General features: G+C 66.3%; 17 protein-coding genes. 12 read left to right on the forward strand and 5 right to left on the reverse strand.

Features of this window, described 5'->3' with window-relative positions:
- Positions 1-369: 369 nt before the first annotated feature.
- A complete protein-coding gene (locus ACUYV6_RS12750; RefSeq protein WP_449279048.1) occupies positions 370-1,050 on the forward strand; it encodes a GntR family transcriptional regulator in 681 nt (226 codons plus the stop codon).
- On the opposite strand, the gene ACUYV6_RS12755 is transcribed toward ACUYV6_RS12750, so the two are convergent.
- Positions 1,047-1,952, reverse strand: coding sequence for an NUDIX domain-containing protein (locus ACUYV6_RS12755; RefSeq protein WP_449279049.1), 906 nt, complete (start codon positions 1,950-1,952; stop codon positions 1,047-1,049). The two genes, ACUYV6_RS12750 and ACUYV6_RS12755, sit on opposite strands and share 4 nt — an antisense overlap.
- A gap of 105 nt (positions 1,953-2,057) precedes the next feature.
- Between ACUYV6_RS12755 and ACUYV6_RS12760 the strand changes: the two genes are divergently transcribed.
- Both ACUYV6_RS12760 and ACUYV6_RS12765 read left to right on the forward strand, forming a co-directional pair.
- A complete protein-coding gene (locus tag ACUYV6_RS12760) occupies positions 2,058-2,537 on the forward strand; it encodes a pyridoxamine 5'-phosphate oxidase family protein (RefSeq protein WP_449279050.1) in 480 nt (159 codons plus the stop codon).
- A gap of 43 nt (positions 2,538-2,580) precedes the next feature.
- Positions 2,581-2,907 (forward strand): GNAT family N-acetyltransferase, encoded by a 327-nt coding sequence (locus tag ACUYV6_RS12765; RefSeq protein WP_449279051.1) that lies wholly within the window; start codon positions 2,581-2,583, stop codon positions 2,905-2,907.
- A gap of 29 nt (positions 2,908-2,936) precedes the next feature.
- On the opposite strand, the gene ACUYV6_RS12770 is transcribed toward ACUYV6_RS12765, so the two are convergent.
- Both ACUYV6_RS12770 and ACUYV6_RS12775 read right to left on the reverse strand, forming a co-directional pair.
- Complete coding sequence (locus tag ACUYV6_RS12770) at positions 2,937-3,767, reverse strand: aspartate dehydrogenase domain-containing protein (RefSeq protein WP_449279052.1); 831 nt, start codon at positions 3,765-3,767, stop codon at positions 2,937-2,939.
- A 44-nt stretch (positions 3,768-3,811) separates the two neighbouring features.
- Entirely contained in the window at positions 3,812-4,390 is a 579-nt protein-coding gene (locus ACUYV6_RS12775; RefSeq protein ID WP_449279053.1) for an MFS transporter permease, read from the reverse strand.
- Between the two features lie 183 nt (positions 4,391-4,573).
- Between ACUYV6_RS12775 and ACUYV6_RS12780 the strand changes: the two genes are divergently transcribed.
- The 3 genes from ACUYV6_RS12780 to ACUYV6_RS12790 all read left to right on the forward strand — a co-directional run bounded on the left by ACUYV6_RS12780 (position 4,574) and on the right by ACUYV6_RS12790 (position 8,151).
- Positions 4,574-6,097: an APC family permease gene (locus ACUYV6_RS12780; protein ID WP_449279054.1), complete on the forward strand. Its 1,524-nt coding sequence runs from the start codon at positions 4,574-4,576 to the stop codon at positions 6,095-6,097.
- 34 nt (positions 6,098-6,131) lie between these two features.
- Positions 6,132-7,484: a flavin monoamine oxidase family protein gene (locus ACUYV6_RS12785; RefSeq protein ID WP_449279055.1), complete on the forward strand. Its 1,353-nt coding sequence runs from the start codon at positions 6,132-6,134 to the stop codon at positions 7,482-7,484.
- Between the two features lie 82 nt (positions 7,485-7,566).
- A complete protein-coding gene (locus ACUYV6_RS12790) occupies positions 7,567-8,151 on the forward strand; it encodes a methylated-DNA--[protein]-cysteine S-methyltransferase (protein WP_449279056.1) in 585 nt (194 codons plus the stop codon).
- A 137-nt stretch (positions 8,152-8,288) separates the two neighbouring features.
- Here ACUYV6_RS12790 and ACUYV6_RS12795 read toward each other — a convergent pair whose 3' ends face one another.
- Positions 8,289-8,774, reverse strand: a complete 486-nt coding sequence (locus ACUYV6_RS12795) for a YbaK/EbsC family protein (protein ID WP_449279057.1) — start codon at positions 8,772-8,774, stop codon at positions 8,289-8,291.
- 92 nt (positions 8,775-8,866) lie between these two features.
- Between ACUYV6_RS12795 and ACUYV6_RS12800 the strand changes: the two genes are divergently transcribed.
- The 5 genes from ACUYV6_RS12800 to ACUYV6_RS12820 all read left to right on the forward strand — a co-directional run bounded on the left by ACUYV6_RS12800 (position 8,867) and on the right by ACUYV6_RS12820 (position 14,600).
- A complete protein-coding gene (locus tag ACUYV6_RS12800; RefSeq protein WP_449279058.1) occupies positions 8,867-10,519 on the forward strand; it encodes a sugar ABC transporter ATP-binding protein in 1,653 nt (550 codons plus the stop codon).
- Entirely contained in the window at positions 10,516-11,553 is a 1,038-nt protein-coding gene (locus ACUYV6_RS12805; protein WP_449279059.1) for an ABC transporter permease, read from the forward strand. Before ACUYV6_RS12800 ends, ACUYV6_RS12805 begins: the two co-directional genes overlap by 4 nt.
- Before the next feature lies 1 nt (position 11,554).
- Complete coding sequence (locus ACUYV6_RS12810; protein ID WP_449279060.1) at positions 11,555-13,126, forward strand: FGGY family carbohydrate kinase; 1,572 nt, start codon at positions 11,555-11,557, stop codon at positions 13,124-13,126.
- Positions 13,127-13,137: 11 nt separating this feature from the next.
- Positions 13,138-14,079, forward strand: a complete 942-nt coding sequence (locus ACUYV6_RS12815) for a sugar ABC transporter substrate-binding protein (protein ID WP_449279061.1) — start codon at positions 13,138-13,140, stop codon at positions 14,077-14,079.
- Positions 14,080-14,174: 95 nt separating this feature from the next.
- On the forward strand, positions 14,175-14,600 hold the full coding sequence (locus tag ACUYV6_RS12820; RefSeq protein ID WP_449279062.1) for a Fur family transcriptional regulator: 426 nt from the start codon (positions 14,175-14,177) through the stop codon (positions 14,598-14,600).
- Between the two features lie 311 nt (positions 14,601-14,911).
- Here the strand turns inward: ACUYV6_RS12820 and ACUYV6_RS12825 are convergent, their stop codons facing one another.
- Positions 14,912-15,037 carry a hypothetical protein gene (locus ACUYV6_RS12825; RefSeq protein WP_449279094.1) on the reverse strand — a complete coding sequence of 42 codons (126 nt, stop codon included), beginning with the start codon at positions 15,035-15,037 and terminating at the stop codon, positions 14,912-14,914.
- Between ACUYV6_RS12825 and ACUYV6_RS12830 the strand changes: the two genes are divergently transcribed.
- Positions 15,012-15,680 carry a siderophore-interacting protein gene (locus tag ACUYV6_RS12830; protein ID WP_449279063.1) on the forward strand — a complete coding sequence of 223 codons (669 nt, stop codon included), beginning with the start codon at positions 15,012-15,014 and terminating at the stop codon, positions 15,678-15,680. The two genes, ACUYV6_RS12825 and ACUYV6_RS12830, sit on opposite strands and share 26 nt — an antisense overlap.
- Positions 15,681-15,703 lie beyond the last annotated feature (23 nt).

Here is a 15,703-nt window from a genome sequence, read left to right on the forward strand (position 1 = left end):
CTTCCCGAGCCCAGCAACCTGCACACCTCCCGACAACGGAATCGGAGAAGTTTTCGTACCAAAACTGAAGACCATATCCTCAAATACCTCCCGAATAACGGCACGCACTGCCCTGTAACGCGCCGGGGTACATCGAAGCTAACCAGACTTGTAATGTGATCACAACTTGAGAGTTGTCTGACGAAAAGGATCGTGACCCATATGTGATCTTGCCACGACCGTCGTTCCGGGGTCCCGCGTTGGTCGGTGCAATTGTGGTATGAAAGTGAAGTATTTATGCATCCGATGAAGGAAAGCGAGCCGAGTGGTGTCGATGAAGACCCGCAACACGAGGGTGCCTCTGCTCATGCTGAAAGGCGGTGCCTGGCTGTGAGCGTCGCGGAAGCCTTCACCGGTGGTGTGATTGAACCATTACTCGTTGCCGACCAGGTGTACGACTTCATTGAGGGTGAGATTCTCAGCGGAAGGCTCCCGGGAGGATCGCGGTTGCGAGTGCGGCAACTCGCTGAGATGGCCGGCACGAGTGTCATGCCTGTCCGTGACGCAATCAGTCGGCTGGAGGAGAGCGGGCTCGCTGAGCGCGAGGCGCACAAGGGTGCCGTCGTCAAGAAGTTCAGCACTCCGGAGCTCATCGACATCTATTCGGTCAGACAGATGCTCGAACCGGCAGCTGCGCGGCAAGGTGTGGAGAACCTCTCGAAGCGCGGACTCGGGGAAATGGAACGCCGCATGGTCGCGCTGGAGCGAGCGGTCGAGGAGGATCGGCCGGGAGATGCCCTCGAACACGACTCGGAGTTCCTGCGGGCGATGTACCGTGATTCAGGCAATGAGCTGCTCTGCGACATGATCGATGCGCTCTGGAAGCGCAGCCATCTCTACCGGATCACGGTGACGACCGATGATGTGCGCGAGGGGGGTACGCGAACGACGAGCTGCGACCGCAGAATCTTGGAAGCGGCGCGCGGCCGTGATGGTGAAGCCGCGGCGGAATGGATGGCGATCGCGCTCGGCAAGGCGATCCGCGTGCTCACTACTCTCGACCGAGACTAGAGCCGGGCTCCGGGGAGTTCGGGGAGGCGTTTCAGGAGCTGTTTCGAGCTTCGGATACCGACGGCGCCGGCGGCCCTGGCGCGGGCAGCGAGTTCGACGTCACTCGTGACGACTGAGACGTGCTTGCCTGAGGCGACGGCGGCGCGAACCTGCCGCACGATCGCATCGTCGCCGGTTCCTGGCGCGTTGACGATACGCACACCGCCTGCGCTTTCCAAGCCACGAGCAGACCCTTCCGTCACTAGCACCCACTCGGGGAAGGCCAGATCGAGGCCGGGAACCCGGCTGTCAGGGAGTTCGACGAAGCCGCTGCGCACCCCCGTGTGTGCCAGGCGCACCAGTCGATCCCGCAGCCGTTCGGCCGCGCCCCGTCGATCCCGCCACCAGCCGTCGGGAACTGATCCGACGACGTTCGCCCCATCGACGACAACCACCGGTGGTGCTTGCAGGAGCGGCCTCAGTATCGGCCAACTCGTAGCGAACCCCGGGTGCAGGGGCAACGCCTCGACCTCGTCGCACGGAACCCAAGCCAGTGCGAGGCTCTCCGGATCTGTGATGCGGGGCTCGAACGGGACGACCGTTTCCGCGAGCAGGGTCGTGTACGTCCAGATCTCACGATCCAGTACGTGGGTGAAGAGCGGATGCACGGCACCGTCTGGTATTCCCGCCTCCTCCTGAGATTCGCGGATCGCGCCGTCGACGGCGGCTTCGTGCTGATGCCGAGCGCCGCCGGGAATACCCCAGGTGCCGCCGTGGTCGCTCCATTCGACGCGATGCTGCAGCAGGATCGCGGAGCGCCCGCGGTCCACGGCCAGCAGCCCGGCGGCCCCGAATCGGCCCCAGTATCGAACACCGTCGTGGGCGGTTACCCAGGCATCGCCCGGGTCTCTGAGATCGCTCACCCCGATCCACCCCCGTTCTCGACGCACGTTGACCTCCACCCTAGGGGAGCGGGCCGTGGGTGTCCTGTTATTGTGATCCGCCGCTGCCGGAAGGAGAATGCAGGTATGGAGAACGTGGCAGACAACGGCCGGAGCGAAGGTGCCCCCGAAGAGCCAGTACGCAAGCTGACCGCTGAGGAGTGCTGGCAGAGGCTCCAGACGCATCAACTCGGGCGGCTCGTCACCCGTGTCGGAGACGTACTCGACATCTTCCCGGTGAACTACGTCATCGATGGTGAGTCGATCGTGTTCCGCACGGCCGAGGGGACGAAGCTCTCGCAGGTAGCGATCAACGACTCCGTACTGTTCGAGGTCGACGAGTACAACGTGATGGACGCATGGAGCGTCGTCGTGCGGGGGAGTGCGGCAGTCATCGACACCTCGGATGGGATCGCCGCCGCTGAACGGCTGCCGCTGCAGCCCATGGTGCCGACGATCAAGTGGAACTTCGTCAGGGTCGTGCCCGGGCGACAGGACGGGGCAGTCTCGGGCCGCTTCTTCGACCGCGGACCGGAACCGGATCGCTACGAGGCGCTGCTGTACTAGTCGCGCTCGTCGTACCAAATGAACTGAGGCTGAAGGGCGAAAGATGAACGAGCAGGCATCGGAAGAGACACGCATCGAGGTTGCGCACGACCCAGAGCGTCAGCAGTACACGATCTCGGTGGACGGCGTGCAGGCGGGTTTCGCCTCGTATCGGAGACTGCCCGACCGGCCGGACTCTTCAGGCAGCACGCTTGATTTCGAGCACACCGTCGTCGATCCGTCGTTTGAAGGACGCGGGCTCGGCAGCGCGTTGATCGCGGGAGCGGTCGACGATGTGCGCAGTCGCGGCGACCGTATTGTGCCGACGTGCCCCTTTGTCGCAGTGTGGTTCCGCAAGCACCCCGAGTTCGGCGACGTTCTCGCCGACTAGTTGCTGCCTCTTCGCGTCGCTGAGGCAGCCTACGCGAATGCGCCCGAGGGGCGTGCCAGGTCGGCGATGCCGCGCAGTAGCGCTGCGGAGACCACACCGCTTGAGGCCGGGTTGTCGGGCAGTGGCTGGTTCGTGATGGTGAATGCGTAGCTGCCGGATCGGCCTGCCGCCGAAATCTCGTGCGTCGTGAGTTCGGCTTCAGGATCGGCGATGAGTGAGATACGGGTCTCGTCCCAGAGCCCGGTGGCTGCGGCGAGCGCAACGCCGACGTTGAGCGAAGCCGGGAAGAGTCGGATCGCCTCCTCGATGCCGCCTTCGAACAGTGCGTACGGTGTCGTAGTGGTTCGCAGCTGCTCGGCCTGGTCCGCGGACATCCACGGTTGCACGAGTGTTGCGGCGCGCTTGGTCGAGGTGAGCGAGGCCGTGCTGAGGCCGCTGCCTCGGTTCGCTGCTCGCAGGATGTCGAGGCCACCGATCGCGCCGGTACTCAGCAGACATGTGCCGGGGCCGCATTCAAGCAGTTCGTGCCGAAGGCCGGGCTCCGCAAGCGCTCCGACCGATACCACCAGCAGGGTGCGTCCGGCAGCGACGATGGCCGGCCCGTGCTCCCGCACCGCTTCTCCGCCGGCGCATTCGACCACCAGGTCTGCCGCTTCGAGGGCTGCATCCAGGGTGAGCCTGCGGTGGTCGTGCCGCTGAGTGCGGCTGGAACCGACTACGGATCCGGATCCGGATCGCCCGATGACCCCGACCAATTCAGCGCCGGTGACGCGACCCGAGGCGAGTTCTTCGGCGACCTTCGAACCGATCGCCCCGTGCCCGAGCACGGCGACGCGCAGAGTCGGAAGTGCGGTGGCCATCATGACCCACTCTAGCCTCGCGGCAGCGCGCTCAGGGGCCAGCGCTAGCTGGCCGCCCGACCGTCGGTCTCATCCTCGTTGGGCGCGCGATGCGTTGCGGCGTCGCCCCAACCCGGGGGTGCGTCGGCCTGCAGGTGGCCGGAGCGGTTCGGCGTCTGCGATCCGGAACCATCGAACGGGGCTGAGCCGAAACCGGCGGACCCGAAGGACGGGCGTGTTTCGGTCCGTGCGTTCAGGAAGACTCCAGGGCCGTGCTGCAGTTCGTTCCGAAGTTGCCAGAGCGCCAACCAGAACACCCCGAGGCCGCCCATGATCGCACCGACGAGGGTGATCGAGAACCAGTCCTGGGAGAAGAAGCCGACCAACACGGTGAGGAGATGCCAGATGCCGAATCCGGCGACGTCCCACCAGGAGAGCATGCGCGACTGAATGACCGACGGACGCGCCCGAACGAGGAGCGTGAGCACGAGCTGGGCGATGCCGACCGAGGGGATAGCGATGAATAGCACCCAGAAGAAGGCCCATCCGCCGGCCTTGAACACACCCCAACCGAAGAGCAGCCAGAGGGGCAGCACGACGATTGCCGGGAACAACCACCGGAAGAATGCACGCCGCAACCACATGATCCGCAGCCTAACCCCGCTACTTGTGCGGGGGCCGTATCTGCTCTGCAGGTCAGCTGAGTACGAGCGTGTGTTCGAAGTGTGCAATGCAACGGTTGAGGAGCAAATAGTGCCACGAGCCTGTTCGCTGTGCCAGAATAAGCGCGTCATGCCTCGCACAACGAAGTGAAAGGAGGCGCTGAGATGGCTAAACACACGCTCGACAACGCCACAGATACCGGCCACATTCACGTGGGTAAGGGACTCAATGAGGGCGCACTCGGAGTCGTCGGATCAACGGTGATCGGTCTCGCATCGACCGCTCCGCTCTACTCGCTCGCCGCGACCCTCGGCTATGTGATCATCGCGGTCGGCGCGCAGGCGCCGCTCGTGTTCATCATTGCCTGCATTCCGATGATCTTTGCGGCGTTCGCCTATCAAGAACTCAACCGCGAGATGCCCGACTGCGGCACGACTTTCGTCTGGGGCGCTAAAGCCTTCGGACCGGTGATCGGATGGCTCGGCGGCTGGGCCGTCGCGGTCTCCGCAATCATGGTGCTCTCGAACGTCGGCGAGATCACCGGCAAGTACTTCTGGCTGCTGCTCGGCAACGAGGAGTACGCAGACAACCGGGTGATCGTCGTTGCGACCTCGGTCGTGTTCATGGCGATCATGACGTTCATCAGCACGATCGGCGTGCAGATCGGCGAGAAACTGCAGATGGTGCTGATGACGATCCAGGTGGTCGCCATGGTGCTCTTCGGTGCGCTCGCCCTCTGGCACTCGCTGGATGGCAGCAACGCCGGTTCGGTCGCATTCGACTGGCAGTGGTTCAACCCCGCGCAACTGACGTCATGGTCGGGCTTCATCGAAGCAGTGCTGCTGGCGCTCTTCATCTACTGGGGATGGGACACCTGCCTCGCGCTCAACGAGGAGACGAAGAATCCACGGAAGACTCCCGGGCGGGCAGCGCTCTCGAGCATTGCCGTGCTCATCATCCTCTACGTCGGCACTTCGATTGCGGTCATGATGTTCGCCGGATTCGGTGACACGGGGCTCGGACTCACGAACCCCGAGAGCCTTGATGACGTGTTCTCAGTGCTCGGCGGAGCCCTCTTCGGCCCCTGGGGATGGTTCCTGATCCTCGGCGTCATGCTGTCGGCTGCATCATCCACCCAGACGACGATTCTGCCGACGGCTCGCGGCACGCTGTCGATGGCGGTCTACCGGGCACTCCCCGCGAAGTTCGCGGAGCTGCACCCGAAGTTCAAGACGCCCTGGTTCTCCACCACGCTCATGGGCATCGCGGCCATCGTCTACTACGTCTGCATGTCGATCATCTCCGAAGACGTGCTCGCCGACTCGCTGACCTCAATGGGTCTCGCGGTAGCGCTCTACTACGCGATCACCTCGTTCGCGTGCGTCTGGTACTTCCGGGACACGCTGCGCGATAGTGCGCGCAACCTCTGGATGCGCGGCATCTTCCCGCTGCTCGGCGGCCTGCTGCTCACGTACGCCTTCATCCAGTCGGCGATCGACATGTGGAGCGTCGACTACAGCTACACCGTGCTGCTCGGCATCGGCGGAGCCTTCGTCGTCGGGGTCGGCGCGATTCTGCTCGGCTTCGTGCTCATGGGCATCTGGTGGCTTCGTCCAGGATCGCGTCCCTTCTTCCGGGGCGAGAGCCTGAATCGCGACACCCCCGTGCTGGTGCCCGATGAGGGATGATCGCCCGCATCCGCGAACTGAGGAAGGAACGCCCATGGAACGCTTCGACGTCATCGTGGTGGGCGCCGGCGTCTCCGGTCTCGTCGCCGCGCGACTGCTCGTCGACGCGGGTGCGAGCGTGGTCGTGCTCGAGGCGAGAGACCGCACGGGTGGCCGCACGCACACCGACCGCGAACCCGCAATCGATGGCGCGCCCGCACGGGTGACCGACAGGGGTGCCTCGTGGATTCACGGCATCGACGACAGCCCGGTCTACGCGGCAGTGCAAGCGTTCGGCATGCGCACCGTCGAGTTCACCCTGGGCAGTTATCAGGCGGGCGGGCGCCCGGTCGCCTACTACGGGCCAGATGGATCCCGGCTCTCGGACGCCGAAGCCGAGTCCTTCATCGCCGATGTCGCGACCGCTGACGAGCAGCTGCAGGCCGCAGTCGCTGCATCCCCGCCGGGAACCTCCTTCGCCGAGGCGGTGGAGGCCGCGCTCGCTCCTCTCGAAGCGCTCGGGTGGGATGCGGATCGCGCCCAGCGCGTGCGCGAGTATCTGCATCATCGCAGCGAGGAGCAAGACGGTGCTGACGCCTCCGTGCTCGACGCGCACGGACTCGACAACGAAGAGATCGACGGCGACGAGGTCGTGTTCCCTGACGGGTACGACCGGTTGGCGGCCGCACTCGCCGAACCACTCGACGTGCGACTCGAGCACCGAGTTTCGAACGTGCGGTGGGGGTCGGAAGGCGTCGTCGTACGGTCAGACCATGGCGAGTTCGGTGCGGCGCAGGCGGTCGTGACCGTGCCCGTCGGAGTGCTGCGGTCGAACGCGTTCACGATCGAGCCCGAGTTGCCCGAGCGACAGCGGCGTGCGCTGCACGGATTCGTCATGAACGACTTCGAGAAGATCTTCCTGCGGTTCGACCGGGTCTTCTGGGACGAAAGCGTGTATGCGGTGCGCAGGCAGGGCCCGGCAGGAGCCTGGTGGCACTCCTGGTACGACTTGACCGAGGCGCACGGTGAACCGACGCTGCTCACCTTTGCCGCCGGAGAGTGCGCACGCGAGATTCGTGACTGGAGCGAGGAACGCGTGGTCGCATCGGTCATGGATGGCTTGCGTGACATCTACGGGGCAGAGATTCCCGAACCGGTGCACACGACCATCACGCACTGGCGTGATGACGAGTTCGCCCGCGGAGCCTACGTCTACATGACCGTGGGATCGCACACCTCCGACCATGACGCGCTCGGCGCCCCCATTGGAGGCGTGCTGCACTTCGCGGGCGAAGCGACGTGGACCGACGACCCTGGCACGGTCACGGGAGCATTCGCGTCAGGACACCGTGCTGCAGAGCAGGTGCTCGGCCGCGGCATCGATATCAGCCGTGCCTGGGCGAGCTGACTCGGTGCGGTGGCGAGGCGCGCAATGTCTTCAGCTGCAAGCTCGCGTCTCCGTCAGGGCACGTAACGCATAGCATCGGATCATGGAGAACGAGACGGAGCGACCGGCCTCGGAATCGAGCGAAGCCGAAACGGGTGGCGTGCCGGGCGCTCGGCACGCCTGGGCCGCGACGTCGCTCGGCGACCTGCTGCTGGTCGCCCGAAGCACCACGGACGGCGACGCGCTGGTCGGCCTGTACTTTGCGAACCACAGCTATCCGCCCGCAGCCGATGCGATCGGTGAAGCCGTGGATCTCGCAGAGGATCCGGTGCTCGCCGCAACGGCTCAGCAACTGCGTGAGTATCTCGCCGGGGAGCGCCGCGAGTTCGACCTGCCACTGCGCGCGAGCGGAGATGAGTTCCGAGAGCGGGTGTGGGAGCGGCTGCTCGCGATCCCATATGGCGAGACCACCACGTACGGGGCGCTCGCCGCAGAGCTCGGCAGTCGCGGACTCGCGCAGCTCGTCGGTCAGGCGGTCGGGCACAACCCGATCAGCATCGTGATCCCATGCCACCGCGTGGTCGGAGCCGACGGCTCACTCACGGGCTATGCCGGTGGGAAGGAGCGCAAGCAGCGTCTGCTCGAGCTCGAGGAGCCGCCCGAGGCCGCCGCCTCTCGGCTGTTCTGAATGCACGCTGGGGTGCAAACTCTCTTCGGCTGGCGCAGACTGGGATGAAGAATGCATTCATATCTCAATCTGTGACAGCTGAAGCGCGAGGACTTCTTTGCTCGCATGCGGGGTCTTTAGTCGTTGAGGTCCGCGATCTATCCCTCGCGCCAACCGGTGGTCACATCGACCCAGCCCTCGGCCTCGCAGAGCGCCTCGAGTTCGGTGACATCGATGCGTACCGCAGAGGTCGCGGTACCGGCGGCCGGATAGACGGTCTCGAATCGGCGCAGCGACTCGTCGAGAAAGACCCGCGCGTGCGGCGGGTTTGCGAATGGGCACACGCCGCCGGCCGGGTATCCGGTGAACGCTTCGACGTCTTCGAGACGCAGCATCTTCGGCCGGCCGCCGAATCGCCTCTTGAACATGCCGCTGTTGACCTTTACATCGCCGGCCGCAACGATGAGCACGGCGCGCTCCGACGCTTCGGGGTCGTAGAAGCCGAGCGTCTTGGCGATCCTCGCCGGCTCAGTGCCGACCTTTTGCGCCGCGAGCTCGACCGTCGCACTCGACTCGTCGAATTCGAGGATCTCTCCGCCCCACTCGCGCTCAGCGAAGTGCGCGCGCACCCGTGCGATTCCCATCCGGTCTGCCCCTCCGTCGGCTGCTGGTAGTCTCGACCCAGACTATCTGCGCGCCGACGACGCCCACTCGTAGACCACTGAACAGGATGCCCATGACCGCTGCCATCGGTGATGCGGTGCTGGCGACCGACGGCCTCAGCAAGGATTACGGCACGGTTCGCGTTGTCTCGAACTTCACCCTTCCGTTCCGTGCCGGCAGCATTCACGCGATTCTCGGTGAGAACGGCGCAGGCAAGTCGACGCTCATCAAGATGCTTTCGGGCACGGTCACACCGACGCACGGCGACATCATTATCGGGGGCGCGATCTATCGGCCGCGGTCGGTGCGTGAGGCGCAAGAACTCGGGATCGTCGCGCTGCCGCAAGAGCTCAGCCTGGTCCCGACGCTCGGGGCTGGTGAAAACATCTTCCTGGGCATGCGAAAGAGTGGCCACCGGGTGCTGTCGAAGCAGCGCATTCTGGATCGCGAGGCGCGCATCCACCTCTCTCATCTCGGCCAGCACATCCCGCTCGACGTGCCCGTGGGCGACTTGTCGGCGGTGCAGCAAACCATGGTCGCTCTCGTGCGCGCCCTTGTGCGCGATGCGACGGTCCTGATTCTTGATGAGCCCACCGCAGCACTCACGGATACTGAGACAGCCCAGCTGTTCGAAGTGCTGCGCGCACTCCGTGACCGGGGCACTGCGATCGTGTACGTCTCGCACCGTCTCGAGGAGGTGTTCGCTCTCGCCGACACGATCACCGTGATGCGCAGCGGCGAGCACGTGTGGACGAAACCGACCGCGCACACGGACACCGAGGACGTGATCACGGCGATGATCGGGCGCGAGCAGGGGCAGATCTTCCCGGCGCGTTCGGAGCACCCGGGGCATGAGCTGCTCGAGGTGCGAGACATCGCCGGGCACACCCTGAACGGTGTCTCGCTCTCGGCGCGCAGCGGGAGTGTGCTCGGGGTCGCGGGGCTCGCCGGGGCAGGGCGCAGCGAACTGCTCAAGCTGATCTCGGGTGCCGAGCGCACGCAACGCGGGAGCATCCTGTTCGACGGGCGCGACGTGACGCGTCGCTCGCTCGTGAGACGCATGGACGCGGGTATCGTGCTGGTTCCCGAGGAGCGCCGCAGCCAGGGCTTGGTGGTCACCGATTCCGTGTCCGACAACATCGCGTTGGCGAACCTCCGGGCCCTCAGCGGGCTCGGTATTTGGAACGAGCGCCGTGCTCGCGACACCGCGGAGCGGGGCATCGAAGATCTGCAGATCAAGGTGCTCTCGCCAGATCAACCGGTCGATGAGCTCTCGGGTGGCAACCAGCAGAAGGTCGTGCTCGCGAAGTATCTCGAGCGGAAGCCGAAGCTGCTGCTGCTCGACGAGCCCACACGCGGCATCGACATCGGTACGAAAGCCGAGATCTACTATCTGATCCGTCGGCTGGCAGACGAGGGCGTCGCGGTGATCATGGTCTCGAGCGAGATTCCTGAACTCATCGGCGTCGCCGACGACATCGCAGTGCTGCACGAAGGCCGCCTGATCGACACCGTCCCCGCGGAGAGGGCCGACGAGCGTCTGATTCTGCACCTGTGCTACGGGAACCCGGAGCCGCCACCCGATCCGGAGCCGGGCCCAGTGCCGACCACTGAGATCCCGATCCAAGACGATCCCGATGATGCGCAGGATCTCGGCGATGCACCGGATCCCACCCGCACCCCACCGCCCAGCACCGACCAGCACTCCTCGAGGAACCCCGCATGACGAATCCGACGAACGGCGCGCCGCCCACGGCTAGCGAGAACGGCTCGGTGCCGGATGGCGAGGCGCTTGCGGGGCCGGTGCGCGCCCCGGCGAAGTCATTGCCGGCGCTGGCCCGCTTCGCCCCGTACGGCACCCTGATCGGTTTGATCGGGCTCGTCGTGCTGTTCTCGGTGCTGCGCCCGCAGACCTTCCTGACTCCGCTGAATTTCACGAACATTCTCGAGCAGGTGGCGATTCTCGCCATGATCGCGGGAGTGCAGACCGTCGTGATGGTCGTCGGAGACTTCGACCTCTCGGTCGGATCGCTCGCGAGCCTCGTGGGCGTCGTCACCGCGCAGCTGCTCGTCGGCGGCATGGCTCCGGGATGGGCCGTGCTGATCGGGTTGGGGATCGGCCTGCTGGCGGGAGCTGTGAACGGGGCGCTCGTCGCCTACCTCGGGCTTTCCGCGTTCATCGCCACGCTCGCGACCATGACCACGTTCACCGGGCTCGCGCTACTGCTCTCGAACGGTGCCACGGTGTTCGGCCTGCCCGAGAGCTTCGTGTGGATCGGGCAGGGGCGCTTCGGGCCGATCCCGCTGCCCGTGATCATCACCGCAGTGCTGCTGCTCATCGTCTGGTTCGCACTGTCGCGCACAGTGCTTGGCCGCAGCTGGTACGCGGTCGGCGGCAACGCCGAGGCCGCACGACTCTCGGGTGTGAACACGAAGCTGGTGCGATTCAGCGCGTTCCTCGTCTCGGGGTTCGGGGCCGCGCTCGCGGGCATCGTGCTGACCGCCAGGCTCGCGTCGGGGCATCCGAACGCGGCCGACCCGTACATGCTCACGTCGATCGCCGCCGTCTTCCTGGGGATCACCCTGTCGCGCGCGGGTAAGCCGACCACCGGCGGCACGATCGTCGGCATCGGCATCATGGGCGTGCTCGCGAATGGGCTCAACATCATGCAGGTGAACAGCTATGTGCAGCAGGTGCTGACGGGTGTCATCATCGTCATCGCGGTGAGCCTCAGCCGCCTGAGCCGGAAGCGACGCTGAGTTGCGGGGAGAAGAGGCGGCGGCGCTGCGGGTCGATCGTGGCGCAGGATCGGCGGGGGCGTATGGCCCGGAGACCGTGATCGCGGGTCTCGACTTCGGCACTTCGAGCGTGAAGCTGGTCGTCATGACGGCAGAGGGCATGACCCTCGCAAGCTCGTATGCCGCGTACGGCATGCACACGGGTGCAGCGGGGGAGTCGGAGCAGCAGCCAGAGGACTGGTGGCATGCGGCGGCTCGCGCACTCGCCGACAGCGGCGTGGCAGATCGCATCGATGTGCTGGGGCTGACCGGGCAGATGCAGGACCTGATCGTCGTCGCCGAGACCGGCGGACGACGTCGCGCACTGCGCCCGACACTGCTCTATTCCGATACCCGGGCTGCCGCGCAGCATGAGCGCTTGCGCCAGGCGATCCCGAGCTGGGAGCGGCGTACCGGGAACCATCAGGATGCCTCGAACGTCGCTGCGAAAATCGCCTGGCTCGCTGAGCACGAGGCAGACACGCTGGGTTCTGCCGACGCGCTGCTCTTCGGTGCACCCGGGTATATCGCCTGGCGTGCCGGCGGCGACGCGGTCTGCGACCTGTTGACCGCGTCGACCACCGGGCTGCTCGATGTCGCCGAACGAGGGTGGTTCGGTGCTGCGGCCTCGGCGGCAGGGGCGACGACGCGGCAGCTGCCGAAGTTGATCCATGTGGAGCCCGGTGACAGCGTCTGCGGAGCCGTGGATCCGATCGCCGCGGCGGAGCTGGGGGTGCGCGCCGGTATCCCGATCGTGCACGCCATGGGCGATGCGGGGGCGACGACCGACGGACTCGTCGGCTCCGACCCGGGCGACGCGTACCTCTATCTCGGCACGACCGGCTGGCTCGCCGGAGTCACCCGCGCGCAGGGTGCGGTCGATGATCCGTCGCCGATCCACTCGCTGGTGATGCCCGGCTGGAACGACCGCCTGCGCATCGGTGCCGTGCAATCCGCGGGGTCCGCGGCCGACTGGGCGCGCCGCAGCTTCCTGCCCGGGCTCGACTTCGAGGCCACTGATCGGCTCGTCGCAAGCCGTCTCGGCGAGGTGGCGGTGCGACCGTTGTGCCTGCCTGGACTGACGGGGGAACGCACGCCGGTTCGCGATCCTGAACTGCGCGGCGCCTTCATCGGCGTGCATGAGGCGACGCTGCCCGCAGACATCTATCTCGCTGTGCTCACGGGTGTCGCAATGGGTCTGCGGCACGCGGCAGATGCGATGGGGATCGCGCAGCGCCGCATTCCGCTCGTCGGCGGTGCCGGTGCGAGTGTGCTGTGGCGCCAGATTCTGGCCGACGTGTTCGACGCCACGATCGTGACGGGTGAGGCTGCCGATCCGGGCTGCCGATCCGCCATCCGCGCCGCGGCCGCCGCCCTCGGAATTGGGCCGCTCCTCCCACCCCTCCTGGCACCCGGGGCACCGGTCGTCGAGACCACGCCTTCCTCATCGAGCCCGGCGCTGCGCGCCGGGCTCGAGACTCATCGTCGCCTCTATGACTTGCTCGCTCCGGCATCGCGCGCCGGGAGCGATCCTGCACGTTCCGATACGCAATGAAAGGCACACTCATGAAGTTCACCAAGACCATGACCGCGCTCGGTCTCGCAGCCGGCGCAGCACTGACGCTGGGCTCTTGCTCGGGCGGCGGCGCATCTGACGAAGGCGCGTCGGATTCCGGCGAGAGCCTGACCATCACCGTCGTCACCCCGTACCTTGCGAACGCCGCGACCAAGGAAGTGATCGATCTCTTCACCGAGGAGGGCGAGTCGCGGGGCTGGCAGGTGTCGGTGACCGATACCGCAGGCGACATGAACCAGCTCAACAGTGCCTTCCAGGATGCGGCGGCGCAGAAGCCCGACGCCATCGTGCTCGGCACCGGCGACCCGACGCAGATCTCGCTCGGGCTCAAGGCGGCCGCCGACGCCGAAGTGCCGGTGTTCGCGATCGACGCGGGTGAGGCCGACGGCATCGTCGCGAACGTGACGAGCGACAACACCGACCTCGGAGAGCAGAGCGCACAGGCGCTCATCGATGCGATGGGCGGTGAGGGCAGGGTGCTCATGCTGACCCACGACCCGCACCCCGGGGTGAAGCAGCGTGCCGAGGGCGCTCGGGCCGTGTTCGAAGAGCAGGGCATCGACATCATCGAGGCGAAGCACGTCGAGGTACCCGGTCCGGTCGAAGACGCGCGCGCATCGGTGCAGGATGCGATCTCGGCGCAGGGCGACGAGCTCGACGGCATCTGGGGCGGCTGGGATGAGCCCGCACTGGGTGCGACGCAGGCGCTTGACGCCGCCGGTGTCGACGACGTGCCTGTGGTGGGCGTCGATGGCCAGGATTTCGCGATCGCGGAGATCGAGAAGGGCGGCCCCTTCGTCGCGACCGTCAAGCAGGATTGGCCGAGCATCGCGACCGAGATCGCTGATCTGATCCAGGGCTACGTCGTCGACGGCGACGAGCCCGAGGAAGGCCAGATCGAGCTGCCGGGCACCCTCATCACTCGGGAGTAACGATTCCGTAGTCTGCTGTCAGCGCAGCCCCGCCCGCTTCGTGGGCGGGGCTGCTAGCATTCGTAGTCAATCCGTGCATTGTTCTGGAGGGCACCGTGGAGACCACTCGCACCCGCCGTACGGCGCAGGGCGCGGCCGTGCGAACCGCTCTCGAGAAGACCGAGGGGTTCATCTCGGCCCAGCAACTGCACCGGCGTCTCATCGACGACGGCATGCAGGTCGGCATTGCGACGGTCTACCGGCAGCTCAACTCCCTCGTCACGGCGCAAGAGGCCGACACCATCACGACGGTTGACGGGCAGCTCTACCGCGCCTGCGAGAATCTCGAATCGCACCACCACCACATGGTCTGCGAGGTCTGCGGCAAGGCCGTCGAGATCGCTCCGCCCGATGAGGCGTGGTTCGCCTCCGTAGCCGAGCAGCACGGGTTTACGGTCACCTCGCACATCGTCGAGGTCTTCGGGGTATGCGCCGAGTGCCGGGCCGCCGGGCGCACGGCCGCCCACGACTCCAAGCTCTGAGCGCTGCCGTCACTGCTCGTCCAGCTGCGCGCGTTCCTGGTGCGCCCAGAAGCGGGCGAGGATGTTGGACGCCCGGCCCCCAGCTCCCTGTCCATGCCCACATCCAGCCCCGGGCTGCAGCATGGTCTCGAGGGAAGAAAAACTCATGCAAGATCCGGATCCAGCATGAGTTTCTCTACCCTCGCCAGAGGTAGGAGTCACCCGCACCCGAGGCTGACGTCGGTAGTGGGGGCGACGGTGCACTGAGGGGGCGGATTCTGGGCTCTGGAATCCAGTGCTGGTGAACCGGAAGCGAGCCCGATGGAGCTTGCCTAGCTGAGCGTCCAACCGCTCGCGCGCTCCTGGTGCTCCCAGAAGCGCGCGAAGCGACCGCCCGCCGCGCGCAGCTCGTCAATCGTGCCGTCTTCGACGATGCACGATGCCGAACGCGGCGTCATGCGCACGTACACCGTGCGTGCGATCCGCCCGGAGGCGCAGGAGATCGACATCGACTTCGTACTGCACGGTATCGACGGCCCCGCCTCCGCTTGGGCCACTGGCGCGCAGGTGAGCGATGAGCTCATCGTGCTCGGGCCCGACGGGCGGTCGCAGGCAAGCGGCGGGGGCGTCGAGTGGCAGCCCGGCGCTGCGCGCACCGTGCTGCTCGCCGGTGACGAGACCGCTGTGCCGGCGATTGCCGCGATCCTCGAATCGCTCGAGTCCTCTGGTGAGCCTTTCTCGGGGAGCGTCTGCCTCGAGATCCCGGATGCGGAGGATGCACTCGACCTGCGTGCTCCCGCCGGGGTCGAGGTCGTCTGGTTGCCTCGAAGCGGCGCGGAGCCCGTGGAGCCCGTGGAACACACGGAGCACGGAGTGCTGCTCGACGGGGCAGCGCGTGCTCGGGCAGGGGCGCTCGCAGCAGCTCAGCGATCCGGCGATACCGCAGCCGACACTGGCGCTCCCGGGTGCTACGTCTGGCTCGCGGGCGAGGCCGGGGTCGTCACCGGTCTGCGTCGTCATCTCGTCAGGGACCTGGGCATCGATCGGCGTTCGATCACCTTCATGGGGTACTGGCGGAAGGGCAGGTCAGAGCCGAACTGAGCGTGTGCTCCGTGTTCCCTGAG

The sequence above is a fragment of the Leucobacter sp. GX24907 genome, from assembly GCF_053567335.1.